Origin of the sequence: Agarivorans sp. Alg241-V36 (genome assembly GCF_900537085.1) — a bacterium.
Lineage (GTDB): Bacteria > Pseudomonadota > Gammaproteobacteria > Enterobacterales > Celerinatantimonadaceae > Agarivorans.
On sequence record NZ_UNRE01000009.1, the window covers coordinates 150,711 to 166,259 of the forward strand.

Annotated in this window: 21 protein-coding genes; 6 read left to right on the top strand and 15 right to left on the bottom strand. The window is 44.7% G+C overall.

Annotated elements, in window-relative coordinates; genetic code table 11:
- Nucleotides 1-45: 45 nt before the first annotated feature.
- The 3 genes from G6R11_RS19000 to G6R11_RS19010 form a co-directional block, all read right to left on the bottom strand.
- Nucleotides 46-1,275: an ABC transporter substrate-binding protein gene (locus tag G6R11_RS19000; protein WP_163134635.1), complete on the bottom strand. Its 1,230-nt coding sequence runs from the start codon at nucleotides 1,273-1,275 to the stop codon at nucleotides 46-48.
- Between the two features lie 70 nt (nucleotides 1,276-1,345).
- Entirely contained in the window at nucleotides 1,346-2,197 is an 852-nt protein-coding gene (locus tag G6R11_RS19005) for a carbohydrate ABC transporter permease (protein WP_163134636.1), read from the bottom strand.
- Entirely contained in the window at nucleotides 2,197-3,129 is a 933-nt protein-coding gene (locus G6R11_RS19010; protein WP_163134637.1) for a carbohydrate ABC transporter permease, read from the bottom strand. The genes G6R11_RS19005 and G6R11_RS19010 overlap by 1 nt, the downstream gene beginning before the upstream one ends.
- A gap of 259 nt (nucleotides 3,130-3,388) precedes the next feature.
- On the opposite strand from G6R11_RS19010, the gene G6R11_RS19015 reads away from it, so the two are divergent.
- Both G6R11_RS19015 and leuA read left to right on the top strand, forming a co-directional pair.
- Entirely contained in the window at nucleotides 3,389-4,492 is a 1,104-nt protein-coding gene (locus tag G6R11_RS19015; RefSeq protein WP_163134638.1) for an ABC transporter ATP-binding protein, read from the top strand.
- Between the two features lie 270 nt (nucleotides 4,493-4,762).
- On the top strand, nucleotides 4,763-6,442 hold the full coding sequence (gene leuA / locus G6R11_RS19020; RefSeq protein WP_163134639.1) for a 2-isopropylmalate synthase: 1,680 nt from the start codon (nucleotides 4,763-4,765) through the stop codon (nucleotides 6,440-6,442).
- A 38-nt stretch (nucleotides 6,443-6,480) separates the two neighbouring features.
- On the opposite strand, the gene G6R11_RS19025 is transcribed toward leuA, so the two are convergent.
- Together G6R11_RS19025 and G6R11_RS19030 are read right to left on the bottom strand one after the other, a co-directional pair.
- A complete protein-coding gene (locus G6R11_RS19025) occupies nucleotides 6,481-6,960 on the bottom strand; it encodes a peptidylprolyl isomerase (RefSeq protein ID WP_163134640.1) in 480 nt (159 codons plus the stop codon).
- 90 nt (nucleotides 6,961-7,050) lie between these two features.
- Nucleotides 7,051-7,242 (bottom strand): hypothetical protein, encoded by a 192-nt coding sequence (locus G6R11_RS19030; RefSeq protein WP_163134641.1) that lies wholly within the window; start codon nucleotides 7,240-7,242, stop codon nucleotides 7,051-7,053.
- Between the two features lie 262 nt (nucleotides 7,243-7,504).
- Here G6R11_RS19030 and G6R11_RS19035 point away from each other — a divergent pair, with 262 nt between their 5' ends.
- Nucleotides 7,505-7,936, top strand: a complete 432-nt coding sequence (locus G6R11_RS19035; RefSeq protein ID WP_163134642.1) for a hypothetical protein — start codon at nucleotides 7,505-7,507, stop codon at nucleotides 7,934-7,936.
- Between the two features lie 230 nt (nucleotides 7,937-8,166).
- Here the strand turns inward: G6R11_RS19035 and G6R11_RS19040 are convergent, their stop codons facing one another.
- The 3 genes from G6R11_RS19040 to G6R11_RS19050 form a co-directional block, all read right to left on the bottom strand.
- A complete protein-coding gene (locus tag G6R11_RS19040) occupies nucleotides 8,167-8,520 on the bottom strand; it encodes a sirohydrochlorin chelatase (protein ID WP_163134643.1) in 354 nt (117 codons plus the stop codon).
- A gap of 149 nt (nucleotides 8,521-8,669) precedes the next feature.
- The gene (gene hupA / locus G6R11_RS19045) at nucleotides 8,670-8,942 is read right to left on the bottom strand and encodes a nucleoid-associated protein HU-alpha (RefSeq protein WP_016402104.1); all 273 of its coding nucleotides are present in this window, start codon (nucleotides 8,940-8,942) and stop codon (nucleotides 8,670-8,672) included.
- Between the two features lie 164 nt (nucleotides 8,943-9,106).
- A complete protein-coding gene (locus G6R11_RS19050) occupies nucleotides 9,107-9,694 on the bottom strand; it encodes a YjaG family protein (RefSeq protein WP_163134644.1) in 588 nt (195 codons plus the stop codon).
- A gap of 115 nt (nucleotides 9,695-9,809) precedes the next feature.
- Between G6R11_RS19050 and G6R11_RS19055 the strand changes: the two genes are divergently transcribed.
- Nucleotides 9,810-10,742: a D-2-hydroxyacid dehydrogenase gene (locus tag G6R11_RS19055; protein ID WP_163134645.1), complete on the top strand. Its 933-nt coding sequence runs from the start codon at nucleotides 9,810-9,812 to the stop codon at nucleotides 10,740-10,742.
- Between the two features lie 46 nt (nucleotides 10,743-10,788).
- Here G6R11_RS19055 and G6R11_RS19060 read toward each other — a convergent pair whose 3' ends face one another.
- Complete coding sequence (locus G6R11_RS19060) at nucleotides 10,789-11,025, bottom strand: TIGR02922 family protein (protein ID WP_163134646.1); 237 nt, start codon at nucleotides 11,023-11,025, stop codon at nucleotides 10,789-10,791.
- Nucleotides 11,026-11,266: 241 nt separating this feature from the next.
- Here G6R11_RS19060 and G6R11_RS19065 point away from each other — a divergent pair, with 241 nt between their 5' ends.
- Nucleotides 11,267-11,494, top strand: a complete 228-nt coding sequence (locus G6R11_RS19065) for a DUF4177 domain-containing protein (protein ID WP_370525676.1) — start codon at nucleotides 11,267-11,269, stop codon at nucleotides 11,492-11,494.
- 2 nt (nucleotides 11,495-11,496) lie between these two features.
- Complete coding sequence (locus tag G6R11_RS19070) at nucleotides 11,497-11,880, top strand: TM2 domain-containing protein (protein ID WP_163134647.1); 384 nt, start codon at nucleotides 11,497-11,499, stop codon at nucleotides 11,878-11,880.
- Here the strand turns inward: G6R11_RS19070 and G6R11_RS19075 are convergent.
- The 6 genes from G6R11_RS19075 to nudC all read right to left on the bottom strand — a co-directional run bounded on the left by G6R11_RS19075 (nucleotide 11,877) and on the right by nudC (nucleotide 15,524).
- Nucleotides 11,877-12,044, bottom strand: coding sequence for a PLDc N-terminal domain-containing protein (locus tag G6R11_RS19075; RefSeq protein ID WP_163134648.1), 168 nt, complete (start codon nucleotides 12,042-12,044; stop codon nucleotides 11,877-11,879). The genes G6R11_RS19070 and G6R11_RS19075 overlap by 4 nt on opposite strands.
- A gap of 24 nt (nucleotides 12,045-12,068) precedes the next feature.
- Nucleotides 12,069-12,389 (bottom strand): hypothetical protein, encoded by a 321-nt coding sequence (locus G6R11_RS19080; RefSeq protein WP_163134649.1) that lies wholly within the window; start codon nucleotides 12,387-12,389, stop codon nucleotides 12,069-12,071.
- Between the two features lie 10 nt (nucleotides 12,390-12,399).
- On the bottom strand, nucleotides 12,400-13,182 hold the full coding sequence (locus G6R11_RS19085; protein WP_163134650.1) for a sulfite exporter TauE/SafE family protein: 783 nt from the start codon (nucleotides 13,180-13,182) through the stop codon (nucleotides 12,400-12,402).
- 23 nt (nucleotides 13,183-13,205) lie between these two features.
- Entirely contained in the window at nucleotides 13,206-13,388 is a 183-nt protein-coding gene (locus tag G6R11_RS19090) for a hypothetical protein (RefSeq protein ID WP_163134651.1), read from the bottom strand.
- Nucleotides 13,389-13,560: 172 nt separating this feature from the next.
- Nucleotides 13,561-14,625 carry a uroporphyrinogen decarboxylase gene (gene hemE / locus G6R11_RS19095; RefSeq protein ID WP_163134652.1) on the bottom strand — a complete coding sequence of 355 codons (1,065 nt, stop codon included), beginning with the start codon at nucleotides 14,623-14,625 and terminating at the stop codon, nucleotides 13,561-13,563.
- A 101-nt stretch (nucleotides 14,626-14,726) separates the two neighbouring features.
- Nucleotides 14,727-15,524, bottom strand: coding sequence for an NAD(+) diphosphatase (gene nudC / locus G6R11_RS19100; protein ID WP_163134653.1), 798 nt, complete (start codon nucleotides 15,522-15,524; stop codon nucleotides 14,727-14,729).
- Nucleotides 15,525-15,549 lie beyond the last annotated feature (25 nt).

Here is a 15,549-nt window from a genome sequence, read left to right on the forward strand (position 1 = left end):
AGGGCTTTTTATTATGGATATGTCGTTAAGGAAGTTGTTGCGAGTTTATTTAAAAGTACGCTGACGCGTTTTCTCTAAGCCTTTCAAAATCTTGTCTAGGCGATCTGGGTGCACCATAAACTCTTGGAAACCCTTCATGCCTGCTTTAGCCATTGCTGGATCAGTATCGCGGTCATAGAACTGCGCGGTACCAGCAGCTGAACCTAACATTGCCACACCTTTATTTAAGAACTCATTGTCTTCTGCTTTCGCTTTCTTGTTAGGTGGAATTTGTAACAAGGCTTTGTTGATTCGAGTTTGATTCTCAGGACGAGCCATAAACGCTAGGTATTTTCTAGCATCTTCTTTGTTTTTAGCTTTGGCTGGAATATGCAAGGTATCCATTGGCGCATCTTCTGCTACACCCACAGTTGGATCGATAATTGGGAACTGGAAGAAGCCCATTTTGTCCTTAACTTCATCTGGGAAGTTAGGAGTAATGAAGTTACCAATTAGGTACATAGCTGCGTCGCCGTTGTACAAAAATGGTTGTGCTTCTTGCCATGAGTATGACGCGTGGTTCTCTAGGAAGTAACCCGGCTCGATCATCTCTTTCCATTTTTCCATGGTTTTAACTACGCGCGGGTCGGTGTAAGGCACCTTGCCGTCCATTAACTCCATGTGAAAATCTAAGCCATTCACACGCAAGTTCATGTAGTCGAACCAACCTGCTGCAGTCCATAGGTACTTAGTACCAATAGCAATAGGCGCTACTCCATTTTCTTTTAGGATTTTAGAAGCCTCAACCAACTCTTCCCATAGGTAGGGTTCTTCGATGCCATACTTTTCGAAAATGTCTTTGCGGTAGTAAATGCCCCATTGGTAATAGGTGTAAGGAACACCCCATTGCTTACCGTCAATGGTCATTGCTGGCGCTGCCGTTGCAAAGTCAGCCGCCATATCGTTTTGTTGCCAAAGATCGCTAACATCTTCAAACAAACCTTTGTCAACAAAGGCCTTCATGCGGTTACCTGCATACCAATGCACTACATCAGGCGGCGACGTTACTAGCCAGTTACGAATGGTGGTTTTGTAGGCTTCGTGATCGTACAAGTTGTACTTCACTTTAATGTCTGGGTACTCTTTTTCAAATTCAGCAATGATTTCTGCAAATGCGGCTTTAGGTGCAGGGTCAGAAGCGTCAGAGTTAATAATCAGTTCGCCAGCGTTAACGTAGCCACTAATTAAAGTAGCTAGCGCTAAGGCTTGACCACATTGTTTAAGTTTACTCATCATTTACATTCCTTAGTTTTTGTTGTCCTTGAGCAGGATTTATCGCTTCCCTCATTATTGCTTGAGGGTGTGTTTAGCCTTTAGTTGCCCCGAGGGTCAACCCAGCAATAAAATGACGTTGCATGGTAAAAAATAGTATGACCGGAGGTAAGGCCGCTACTACTGCACCGGCTGATATCAACTGCCACGATGCCAACCACTGTCCTTGCAACGCACTGAGCCCGGCAGTAACTGGTCGCACTTCATCGCTTTGTACCAGTACTAAGGCCCAGAAAAAATCGTTCCAAATAAAAGTAAATACCAACACCGCTAATGCCGCTGTAGCTGGTTTTACTAATGGCAACACAATGTGCCAAAAGATCTTAAATTCGCTTACTCCCTCTACCCTTGCAGACTCAATAAGTTCGGTAGGTAGGCCAACAATAAAGTTACGCATAAACAGGGTACAAAAGCCGGTTTGAAAGGCTACATGAAATAGAATCAGCGCCCAATGGGTGTCGTATAAACCAAACTGAATGGTTAAGTCTCGCACCGGAATCATCAAGATTTGAAAAGGCACAAAGTTACCCGCAATGAAGGTAGCAAAAATCCAGATGTTGGCTTTAAAGTTGTACTTAGCTAGCGCAAAACCAGCCATGGTAGATAGGGCCACACAACCTGCCACTGCAGGCAAGGTAATTAACAAGCTGTTCAACAAGTACTGGAACATCGGCGTAGATGTAAATACCTGAGTGTAGTTTTCGATTAGCATCCACTCGCTGGGCCAGCCCCAGTAATTACCTTGGTTGATATCATTGAGTGAACGCACCGACGTGGCCATTACTGCCAACAGTGGCAATAGCCACAATACGATCGAAATAGGCAGTGCTACACGGTAGCTAATGTTCGTGAAGGCGGACGCCTTTTCTATAGGACGTGGGTACATTATTTCTCACTCCTTATCATCCGCCACAAGAAGTAAGCGATATAGATATCCATAATTAAAAATAGCACTACAGCTACCGCGGCTCCGTAGCCCATGCGATAGTTGAAAATTGATTCTTCATACATCATGTAGGCAAGTACCGTTGAGCTGCCCCACGGGCCGCCCGCTGTCATGGTGGCGACTAAATCGAAAGAACGCAGCGCTCCAATTACTGTTACAACAATGGCAATAAAAGTGGCAGGCCTTAGTTGTGGCAACACGATGTACCACAGCATCTTCCAGCCTTTGGCATTGTCTAAACGTGCGGCTTCTAACTGCTCATGATTAAGATTATTAAGGCCTGTGAGATACAAGATCATGCAGTAAGCGATTTGCGGCCAAAGCCCCGCGGCGATAATGCCGTAGGTGACTAAGTCTTCATCGGCCAATATAGAAACCGGATCTCCACCAAAGAAAGTAATCACACTGTTCAAAACGCCAAAACTAGGGTCGTAGAACCAAGAGAACACCAAGCCCACTACAACTTGTGAAATAACAAAAGGAAAAAAGAACAAGGCTTTAACTAAGCGGATCCCGTAAACCTGCTGGTTAAGGAATAAGGCAATGGCTAAACCCATAGGCGGCGCCAACATAAACAACACCATCCACATAATGTTGTTGGTTAAGGCAGTCCAAAACTGATCGCTATCGAACAATTCAACATAGTTACCAAAACCGATAAAGGTCTTTTCACCTAGGCCATCCCATTCAAAAAAGCTTAGCCAGATACTTTGCAGCACAGGAAATAGCACATAAATGGAAAAAATGATTAATGCCGGACCTAAAAACATCCAAGGTGCGACATCACTAGCGCGTAATCGTTTACCCGCAGTTAACTCAGAAGCCGAATTAACGGCATTTTCTGGAGATTTATTTGAAGAACTCGACGCCATTCCATGTTCCTTTTTTGCCTGCAGGTATCAAACAATATAGCTATATATAGCGGTTTGCCCTTGATACACATCGCATTTCAGCAATTTTAACCACCCTCACGAGCGATCAATTAACTATTGTTATAATCAAACTTAGATCAAAATTTGTGACAAGTAAACGTTTTCACAAGGAGAATGTTAAGGTAAAGTAAGATTTATGATCAACATCATACTTGTTCCGTTGCTAAGATTTACCAACGACCAAAGATAGGGATAGAAAATGGCAGATATAAAACTTACCGGCTTAGTGAAACGCTACGCCAAAATTGAAACAATTCACGGCGTTGACTTAGATATTAAACACGGAGAGTTTGTAGTATTTGTTGGGCCTTCGGGCTGCGGTAAGTCTACCCTACTACGCATGATCGCGGGTCTAGAAGATATTTCAGACGGCCAGTTAAGCATTGATAATCAAGTAGTTAACAATGTTGACCCCGCTGAGCGCGGGGTGGCAATGGTATTCCAATCTTATGCTCTTTACCCGCACATGACCGTGGCCGAAAACATGGGTTTTGGCATGAAGATGAACGGCGTAGAGAAAGCCGAAATCGACAAACGCGTGAACCTTGCAGCAAAAACCCTGCAGATGGAAAACTTGTTACAAAGAACCCCTAAAGAGCTCTCTGGTGGACAACGTCAGCGAGTTGCAATTGGTCGTGCGATCGTTCGAGATCCTCGGGTATTTCTTTTTGACGAACCTCTTTCTAACCTTGATGCTGAATTGCGGGTGGAAATGCGTTTACAAATTGCCAAGCTACATAAAGAACTGCAAACCACCATGGTATATGTGACCCATGATCAGGTGGAAGCCATGACCTTAGCCGATAAAATTGTTGTTCTACGCGCTGGTAACATTGAGCAAGTTGGCTCACCGCTTGAGCTTTACAACTACCCAGAGAACCTATTTGTCGCTGGCTTTATCGGCTCACCTAAAATGAACTTCATGCCTTGTAAAGTCCATGCCTTACAAGGCGATCAAGCCGATATTCAATTGGCCGATGGACAGCATATTAACATTACAGTTCGTGATAATAGTGTTGCTGTAGGAGAAGAGCTTAAACTCGGTATTCGCCCTGAGCATCTGCGCTTAGACGATACAGGTGAACTCAAACTTGGCTTTAAAAACGAAGTGAGCGAGCGCCTCGGTAATGCAACTTACCTATTTGGCCAACTCGGTGATATTGATGGAATTAAAGTACATGTGAATGGCGACCATCAAGTTGCTCGCTATACCGACATTACGCTGAGCTGTGAACTGTCTGAATGCTACCTGTTCAACCATGCCGATGAAGCAGTACGGGTTTATAATAAATCCGTACATTAAGGCTTACGACGCTACGTAAACATCCCTATCTAGATAATTATTGCTTATAGATTGAATTTTATAAGCAATAATTGCTTACCAATAAACAAACAAAGCAATATTCGCAAACACTCTCCCCCCGATACTACTTACACTTTATCTATATTCACTAGCTGAGATAAACACTATGACTTTTCCGCTGCGACTAAGCCACAGTCAGCGCATTAACTCGCCAAGCGCTGGCTGCAAATAGGCCTTTCTTACTCTTTAACTCTTATCAAGGATGTCGCAATGTCTCAGTTTAATCACAATAAATACTCTTCGTTTAAGCCCGTTGTCTTAGCAGATCGCCAGTGGCCAAATAACAGCATTGATCAAGCACCCCATTGGTGTAGCGTAGATTTGCGCGATGGTAACCAAGCGCTAATCGAGCCGATGTCGGTAGAACAAAAGCAACGTTTGTTTGCACTATTGATCAAACTTGGTTTTAAAGAGATTGAAGTAGGCTTTCCAGCAGCTTCCACCACTGACTATGACTTTGTGCGTTGGTTAATTGAAACTAATCAAATTCCTGATGATGTGTCGATTCAAGTATTAACTCAAGCGCGACCAGCCTTGATCTCTCGTACTTTTGAGGCTTTAAAAGGCGCTAAAAATGCCATTGTGCATTTATACAATTCCACCTCTAAGGTGCAGCGCGATAAGGTATTTAAACTAGATAAAGCCGGCATTATAGACATTGCCGTGCAAGGCGCTAAAGAATTGCAAAAGCACGCGGACCGTTACCCGCAAACTAATTGGCAATTCCAATACTCTCCCGAGAGCTTTACCGGCACAGAATTAGACTTTGCAGTAGATATTTGTAATGCAGTTGTTGCCGAGTGGCGCCCTAAAGCACAGCAGAAAATCATCCTTAACTTGCCCGCCACGGTGGAGATGTCGACACCAAATGTATATGCCGACCAAATAGAGTGGTTTATTCAGCATATTGCTCATCGCCAAGACATTACTATTAGTCAACATACCCACAATGACCGAGGTTGTGGCATAGCCGCTGCTGAGCTAGGCCAATTGGCTGGAGCCGACCGTGTAGAAGGCACCTTGCTAGGCAATGGTGAACGCACCGGCAACATGGACATTGTTACCATGGCAATGAACCTGTACAGCCAAGGTGTCGATCCAAAATTGGATTTAGCCGACATTGACGAAATTGTACAAGTAGTGAAGTTTTGCACCCAATTGCCGGTTCACCCGCGTCATCCTTATGTGGGCGAACTTGTGTTTACCGCTTTCTCGGGCAGCCATCAAGACGCGATTAAGAAATGTTTAGATATTCAACAAGCCGATCAGCACTGGGATGTAGCCTACTTACCGATAGACCCGGCTGATTTAGGCCGCGATTATCAAGAAGTGATCCGCATTAACAGCCAATCAGGTAAGGGCGGCATCGCCTATATCCTTGATAAGGACTACGGCATCCAATTACCTCGTTGGGCCTTGATTGAATTTAGCGCAATAGTCCAAGCAGATGCAGAGCAAAGCGGCGAAGAGATTAGCCCCGGAAAAATTTGGTCACTATTCCAAAGCCACTATTTGGATCAGCCTCAAGGTTATCAATTAGCTAACTACCAAGTTAACTACCAACAGCAAGAGCAAATTCAAGTGCTTATTGAGCGCCAACAACAATCTTGTGACATTCAAGCCAGTGGTAACGGCGCATTAGCCGCATTTGTGGTGGGCTTAGAGGCAGAGTTTGATCAGCAAATAGAAGTCCTTGATTATAACGAACATGCCTTAAGTAAAGGTGCGGAAGCAGAAGCGGTGTGTTACATAGAGGCCAAAATTGCTGGCAAACGCTACTTAGGTGTCGCCATTGATAAAGACATATTAACCGCCAGCCTTAAAGCAGTATTGTGCGCAGTTAATCAGCAGCTGATTACTCAAGAGCAAAGCCACGCTCAACCAGCCTAAACGATAACTCGCGTAGCCTATGCTACGCGAGTGAATTGTTAGTGTTGATGGCCACCAGCACCGTGGGCATGGCCATGAGAGAGCTCTTCTTCACTGGCGGCACGCACTTCCACTAGCTTAATCGCAAAGTCTAAGTGTTTGCCTGCATAAGGGTGATTAGTATCGATAGTGGCCATAAACTTGCCCACTTTAACTACCGTAACCTGACGTGGCCCTTGCTCGGTTTGCACCACAGCTGGCATGCCTGCTTTCCAGCTTTTAGCGCCCTGTAAGTGCTTAACAGAAACGCGCTCTACTGCGTCTTCATTACGCTCGCCGTAGCCATTTTCGGGGGTTAAACTCAAGGCGACTTCAGCGCCGGCCTCTTTACCTTCTAAGCCTTCTTCAATGGCAGGGATCATCGATTTATGCCCGTGAAGATAAGCCACCGCATCTCCCTTGGTGCTTTCTAATAACTCACCGTCAGTTTCATGTAAGGTATACTCAAACCGAACCACGGTATCTTTAGCAACTTTCATAATTAGTTCTCAAATTAAACGTTGCCACACTACAACAAAACGCAGTGGATTTGCCAAGCATTAACTCTGTAGAGTTTTCAGCTCTAGCATTCAGTCCAAACACTGCACAATACAGCTTTCCGAGACTGTTGCTAATGACTCTTTAGCAAGTTGTTGATTGTCGCGCAGCTTTGTGGAAACGTTTACATCCAATTCCGACTTAGGCAGGGAATTTCTTCTATTGCGACGCCTTCTACTGGGTAGTAATGACAATTCCATGTCTTTAGCTTGATTGGCTAACATTGTGTGCTCCCTGCAATTGGCTTTTTAATTATTTTTTGAGATGTTAAACAATCAGCCTAGACGAACTTTAAGGCATCTTCACCTCGACCTTAGTCTTATTTACATTTTTCTTGCAAAGCTTTTTAGGCACTTAGTAACTAATTCATTTTTTACATATCAGCAATAACCGAAACTTGCTTGCGAGGGGCCTTGAAAAGCTTATCATAGACTTTTAACGCTGCAATATTAATCAACAAGGAGGTTGAAAATTAGGAGATAGCCGATGAGTATCGACAACGTAGTACCCTACCCGTCCAATCAAGCCCCGTCTAATGCATCGCAAGCATTAATGGAACATTTGTTCTCTCTACGCAGCTTGCCACAACAGCAACACATTGATGAACTAGCCAGCATAAGCTTGAGCATTGGCTCACTAGATCAGCTAAACCAACTCTCCGTGCTAAGAGAAACCGCAGAGCGCCAACAGCTTTTTGAGCACTTTGAAGCGAGCTCTTGGTTTGTGCAAGAGGGAGGCGATTACTTGTACCGCCCAGAGTTGCTGCGTTCGGCTCCGCTCACCAAGGTGGTGCTGCTGCTAAAAGAGACCCTAACCTATCGCAACTGGAATGACCTACTTCGCTTAGCCCACCCGCATTACCTATCTCAATTGCTAGAGCGATTAAGAGACTTTGCTGAGCTTAAACAACCAGCCTAGGCCAGCTAGACGTGTTATGCCAACAAACAAGCCAGGCACAACAGCTGGGCTACATTGCCACAGCTAAATAGAGACTGTGGCAAACCGCCCCGCCAAGCTTCGAAGGCCAAGTAGAGCGACTAGCTAACCACAACCCTGTTTGTAACAACTACAGTGCTTGGCCAATTAACTCGGCCAAATCATCAAAGCCACCTAGAGCGACTAGCTAACAACAACTCTGTTTATATCAACTACAGCGCTTGGCCAATAAATTCGGCCAAACCATCAAAGCCACCTAGATGCGGCAACAGCTCTATGTTTAGGTCGGGGTGCTCGTTAGTGGCTTGCTCAATAATGCGTGGCAAGTCATTCACCACATGGGTTCCAGCGGCTAAAAAATGCGGATACAAAGTAATTTGCTTCGCGCCAGCCTGGTAACAGCGCTCTATTTGCTGGGGAATAGTCGGCTCAACCAACTCCAAAAAAGCGGCATGTACTTGAGAGTAATGACTTAGCTTTTCAGCCAATTGCTTGGCAAGCTCAACCACTTCTTGATTTGATTGAGGACGGCGGCTTCCATGTGCCACGACCAATAAGGCTTTCATACACTTCCTAAAGGTTACAAGATGAGTTCAATTCAAACGTTAGGTAATTGAATTGGTATTGAAGCTATCTTACTGAAAGTGTCTAGAGATGGGAAAGGGGATATTGAAGAAAAACCAGCCCTCAGAGAAGAGGGCTGGTTTTAAAGAAACTATTTAACAGCGTCTTTTAATGCTTTACCAGCTACAAAGGCAGGTACATTGGCTGCTGCAATTTGAATCTCAGCGCCAGTCTGAGGATTGCGACCAGTGCGCGCTGCACGATGATTAACTTTGAATGTACCAAAGCCGATTAGCTGAACTTGGTCGCCTTCTTTAAGCGCGTCAGTTACTGCACCTAAAGTTGTTTCTAGTGCTAGTTTAGCTTGAGCTTTAGATAGGTCAGCTTTTTCAGCAATAGCATCAATTAGTTCAGTTTTGTTCATAATGTCTAAATCCTTTATGTTCGTTTTAAATAATCCAGCTTCACTTTAAGAGAAAAAAAAACGCTTCGCAAAGAGTTTTTCCCCTTTAGAGCCTTGTTTGGCGGGGCTTTAACCAATTTATGCGTAAACAGTCACAAAAACACCGTTAAAAAGAGGATTATTCCTTAGCCATTGTCTTCTAGGCAGATCCCTAAATTGCTCACACCTTGGTTAATAGCCAGCGTTTTCAAGGCCTGCATAGACGCTTTGCCTAGTTCAAGTTGCTCAATTAGGTCAAGTAATTCACTCTGAAAAGCCAACTCTTGTATCACTAAATCTTGCGCTAAGAACTCTTGTTCTTTTTGTTCTCCAAATTGCAGCTCTAACAAGCTTAAAACACTAGCTAATGAAGTTTGACTAGCTTGTTCAGCTTCTTGACCAGTTGGTTCAAGTAAAGCGTTAAAGAGGCACTCCACTACCACACAACAATCTAAGGCAGGATAAACCCCATACATGTCGTAACTTTGTGGGTCGGGGATTAAACTATCAAAACGCTCACGCTGTGCGGAAAAGTTAATTTTAGTTTTAGGGTGAAGTGCGCTTTCCCAAAATAGATTAAGCAATTTGTTAAAATCTGCGTCGTGCTCTAAGTTCACGGCCTGACAGAATAATAGGTAGTTGGGTGCCATTCGCTGGCACAAAGCTAAACAGTATAGCGATTGCTGCTTACTACTTAGCTGAGCTAAACGGTCGATATCACAAGGGGTAAGCATGGTTTGCTCCGCACTCAATAAAACGATTAAGATAATCAGGGCTAATTTGCTATGCAGCTTAACACCAGCATGCTCGCTTAGCGAAGTTTAGTCTTAATCAATCATAAGGCGATCTATGCAAATAACCGTTGTAACTCCACACGCTGAACGCTACGTAGATACCTTAAGGCCACGTTTTCCCCTTTGCCAATGGGTCTATGCCGAAGAGGCGCATAAACTAGAATCGAGCGGTTTAGCTAGCGAAGTGCTATTAGCCACACCTAGCGAAGCAGCTAAAATCATTTTGCAGATGCCAAACTTACAATGGTTGCACTCTAGCTTTGCCGGTGTCGACGCGCTATTACAAGCTCATCTACCTAAACACTACTTGCTTACCAACAGCAGAGGTGTATTTGGCCCCTTGATGAGCGAGTATGTATTTTCTTACCTACTTGCCCACGCTCAGCAGCACGATGTTTACCAAGCCCAACAGCAGCAAGGCTTATGGCAGCCGCAAACCGGCCAAAGCTTGCAAGGAGAAACGTTTTGCTGTGTCGGCAGCGGCAATATTAGCCAGCATCTAGCTAAAACTGCCGTTCATTTTGGCATGCGACCAGTAGCCTTAAGTCATAGCGGCAACGCTAAAGCGCCTTTTAGCCAAGTAGCCAGCTTTGAGCAGCACCAACAGCTATGCTCCAGTGCCAAGGCGGTGGTGGCTGTATTGCCTAACACGCCTAATACTCGGGGCTTATTAAGCACTGATTTTTTTGCCAGCTTAGCCGACGAGGTGCTGTTCTTTAATGTTGGACGTGGCGACACTTTAGACCAAGATGCATTACTTCGCTTTTTACAGGCAAAGCCCATGGCTAAAGCTATTTTAGATGTTACAAGCCCAGAACCCTTGCCAAGTGTCCATCCTCTCTGGTCACAGAGTAACTGTATTATTACTCCTCATATCGCCGCACCTAGTCGCATGAGCGATATCATTGAATTATTTGCGAGCAAGCTGGAACATTATTTAGCTGGGGAAGAGTTAACTGACAGGGTTGATTTTACAAAGGGGTATTAACAAGGAATGTTGTTTAGGCAGCGAAGACTCGCTGCCTTGTAACGATTTAAGAGTCACCTTCAAAGGCAATTTGCTTTTCTAAATCAAAAGCTGCAAACGCACGGTCTCCCAAAGAGTTAAGTACTTTTACCTCTCCATCGAGAATGGCGATAATTATTTTACCTGCTTTGTCTTCATTAGGAATAATCACTCGGCCTTTGCTACTTTGGCTTAGCCCCGACAATACCTGTTGTTGTAACAACAGCGGGTTATCCTCATTGTAATAAAGCATGGTTACTTTCATAGTAGGTCCCTAACTCTTAGCCATTCACGCAACAATAGCAACAAATAAACTAACAAATAGCAACTTTGGCCTAGCCAAAGCTCTGCTTCCTCTGTACTAAGTAGAGGACGCTATTGAACAATTGCCTTTAAAAACAGATTGTTCAAAACAACATCCCTTATTTAACATTAGCATAGCATCTACTTAGTGGTTAATGATGGTTTTGCTTTTAAGCATAGCTTATAGTCGCATTTAAGGTTAAATGAAGAGAGATATTATGGCTTATAAAGAGTACAAAGTTTTAGCAATTACCGAAGGCGCTTTAGGCACCTTATTTTTGGGCGCATCGGGCATGCCCTTACAAAAAGTAGAAGCTACCTTAAATAAAGAAGCCGCCAATGGTTGGCAGTTAGTATTTCAAGTTATTGAGAATCGTCGCTTCTGGCTTTTTTGGAGCCGCGAGACAGTGATTGTCACCTTAGGGCGCTAAACATGTTAAACCGCGAGCAGGTCGAACTACAACAAGAGCAATTGCGAGAGCAAGTTGCTGAGTTGCCTCAAGAGCAGCGTCAGCGCTTTTACCAGCACTGGCAAAAGCAGGTAAAAGATCCCGACAGCTACGCGGTACTTAACTATTTGTTATTGGCAGGTTTGCATCACTTTTATTTAGGAAAATGGCAACGTGGAGCGATCAACTTGTTGGTATCGCTAGTTGCTATCTTACTCATCACCTTAGGAATTTGGTTTGTGGGAATGGGTTTATTGGCAGCAATAACCCTGGTCGAACTGCCTGCTCTATTTCGCTCAGAGTTAGTGGTACTAGACCATAACAACAAGCGAATGCAGCAATTGTTAGAGCAGGTTAAATCGACTTAGTCTTTTGGCCCTTTTACTAGCCACAATAAAAACCCAACTAAGGGCAACAAGCAGATCAAAAATACCCATAAATACTTACGCCCTACTTCGGCGCTACTTTTTAAGATTTTTACGATGGCAAATACATCACAGACTAAAATGCTGATAGCTAATAGTAACGACATGCTGACTCCTTGTTGAAATTGCGCTTATTCTAAATCAATTTTACGGCGCAAGTTGAAAAGAATTTGCTGACGTTGCTGCGCCGCTTGGTCGTCAGGTTGCATGCTCAATTTTTGCGTCACCATCTCAAGCTCAAAATACAGCCAGCTTCTTACAAAAACGCCGTATCGCGTATCTAAGCCAAAAGCGATTAAACGGGCGTAATCTTGCGCAGGTGGATCTTGATAAAGGCCTTCTCGAGACTCCACCAGCACCTCACCTAAATACTCTTGAGATACCCCATTACAAGCATAAGCAGAATATATGCTGCTAAAGAAAATCAGGATGCCTAATATCAGTGATTTCACAAGTACACTCCTATTCTGTGAGTAATTTAATAGCCATAACTAGCAACAACAGCGCAAAGGCTTGTTTTAGTCGTCGCGCGGGCAAGCGATAAGCCAAACGGCTGCCTAAGCGAGCAAAAATAGAACTGGTTAATACAATGCCACACCAGGCAGGCAAATACACATAACCCAAGCTCCAGCTAGGTAGCTCTGCAACATGCCAACCGTTGTAGATATAAGAAATAGTGCCAACCAGCGCAATGGGGAGCCCACACACAGCAGAAATAGCGACGGCTTTTGGTGCAGGCACGCCAAACCAACTAAGACTAGGGAATGTAATGGTGCCTCCACCAATTCCAAACATTGCTGAAATACTTCCAACCAGCGTGCCTAACAGCCCTGTACCAATGGGTCCTGGTAAGCTTCTCTGCGCTTTGGGAGTTCGGCCAAACGCCATGTACGTAGCCATAAACAATAAGAAGGCAGCAAAGTAAGTGCTTAAGTGATCAGCGTGTAATTGTGTGGCTACCCAAGCGCCAATCATTGAACCAATAATTAGTCCAATGCCTAAGCGATTAACCACTTGCCAGTCAATCGAACCTCTGCAGTAATGGGCATAACTGGCGCTACTGGCGGTAACAATAATCGAGGCTAACGAAGTGCCAATGGCGAGATGAATAGCAGAGTCACTGGCAAAGCCCATGGCGCCAAAGCTACCAATTAGCACCGGTACAATCACAAGACCACCACCAATACCAAACAGCCCCGACATCAAGCCGGCTACTGCACCAATAAGCAGAAAGCTTAAAAACATCACAACAATAACAGCGCTATTTGTTAGTTAATGCGCTCAGTCTGCGATATGCGTAAAGGTTGCGCAAGATTTTCTGCATCAGAATGGGAAAAATGCGAAGAAATATAAGGATGTACGCTGGACTCACCTACGCTTTTTAACTTGTAGGTGACAACAACTATCAGCATCAATACAACAACAATGCCTATTTGTAATGGGGATTTCATAACATCAAGCTCTCTGTTACGGGTATAAACGAACTTCATCCGTAAAGAGTTCTAAGACGCCCACTATAGCAAAAACATTTACAATAGCGAACGCTTTCCAGCTCAATAACTAAGCGCGGCGCTTATATGTGTTATTTAACTTTGTAATATGTGGATGACGCCACATATAAATCTATTTGTGGTATTGAGCACTAAACTCATGAACAGCATCAATAAATGCTCCAGCGTGCTCAGGATTTACATCTGGGTGAATACCGTGACCTAAGTTAAACACATGGCCGTTACCTTCGCCAAAGCCCGCTAAAATAGTTTGTACTTCTTCGCGGATCCGCTCTAACGGTGCGTACAACATAGAAGGGTCCATATTGCCTTGCAGGGCAACCTTGTCACCTACACGCTTTTTAGCATCGGCAATATTAATGGTCCAATCTAGGCCAACTGCGTCACAACCGGTAGCGGCGATTTGCTCTAACCACTGGCCGCCATTTTTAGTAAACAAGGTCACAGGCACAGCTTGACCATTAACACTGCGGGTTAAACCATTAACGATCTTATGCATGTATTGCAACGAGAACTCGTTGTAGTCGCGTGGCGACAACACCCCGCCCCATGTATCAAATACCATCACCGATTGCGCACCAGCAGCGATTTGGGCATTCAAATAAAGAATTACCGAGTCGGCCAGTTTATCTAACAACATGTGCAGTGTTTTTGGCTCACTAAAGGCCATTTTTTTAATACCAGCAAAGGATTTGGTTGTGCCGCCCTCAACCATATAAGTTGCCAAGGTCCACGGGCTGCCAGAGAAGCCAATCAAAGGCACTTCACCTTTTAGCTCACGCTTAATGGTGCGAACCGCATTCATTACGTAGCCCAGCTCTTGCTCAGGATCTGGCACACCTAAGGCCTCAACCTGGGCTTTGCTGGTGACTGGGCGTTCAAACTTAGGGCCTTCTCCAGTAGAGAAGTACAAACCTAAGCCCATAGCATCGGGAATAGTAAGAATGTCTGAAAACAAAATAGCGGCATCAAGATCAAAACGACGCAATGGCTGCAAGGTAACTTCACAAGCCAAATCAGCGTCGCGGCATACCGACATAAAATCACCGGCGCCAGCGCGAACTTCGCGATACTCTGGCAAATAGCGCCCAGCTTGACGCATCATCCAAACTGGCGTCACATCAACTGGCTGCTTTAACAGTGCGCGCAAATAGCGATCGTTTTTGAGTTCCGACATACCTTTCCCAATTATCTGAAATTTTAGCTAGAGCATTGTAACTAGCTGCCTTAACAACTCAAGCCTTTAGCACTAGCAATGGGCAATTCTGTAACGGTTTATCACTTATTGTGGCTAAGTTGCTCAGTCCAATGGTCAATCATTTCGCGGGCAATGGTGCCTGGTGGGGGTAAATGCGGCAATTGGCTAACATCAAACCATTGTGCATCGGCCAATTCTCGGCGATCGATGTGAATGTCACCGCTGTCATATTCTGCAAAATAAGCAGCCATTAACGAGTGTGGGAAGGCCCAGGGTTGGCTTTTCCAATAGCGTAGATTTTTTATTCGCAAACCGGTTTCTTCACTCACCTCACGATGAACCGTATGTTCCAGCGTTTCACCAGCCTCTACAAAACCAGCAATAGCAGTGTAAATAGGCTGCTCTTGCTTTTGATGACGACGATGATTAGCCAGCAGCACCTTAGTGCCACGGCTAATCAATACTATAATGCTTGGTGAAATGCGCGGGTAAGCGCGGAAGCCACATTGCTGGCATTGCATCGCTAACTCCCAGTCCACTCTCTGCAATGCCTCGCCGCAGCTACCACAAAAGCGGTGAGTTTTTAGAAACAAAGCGAATTGCTGCGCCTTACCCACTAAATCAAATAGCTGGCTATTCAGCAGCGCCATACTGGCACGCAGCTCTACCCATTCGCCCATGCCCAAATCAATCGGCTCGGCAAGTTCTAGGCGCAAGCAAGCTTCACCTCGATAGTGAGAAAAACGTTCAACTTGGGAAAAATCCAACTCTGGCAATGGCAGATCGTCAACATCGCCATAGGGGATCCGTTCCCCTTGAGGAATAACGAGTATTTGGTTACCACAGGTGAAAAACCACCAGCCAAATTGCTTATTCACGGTTCGTCCTTTTCTATCGTGCGCT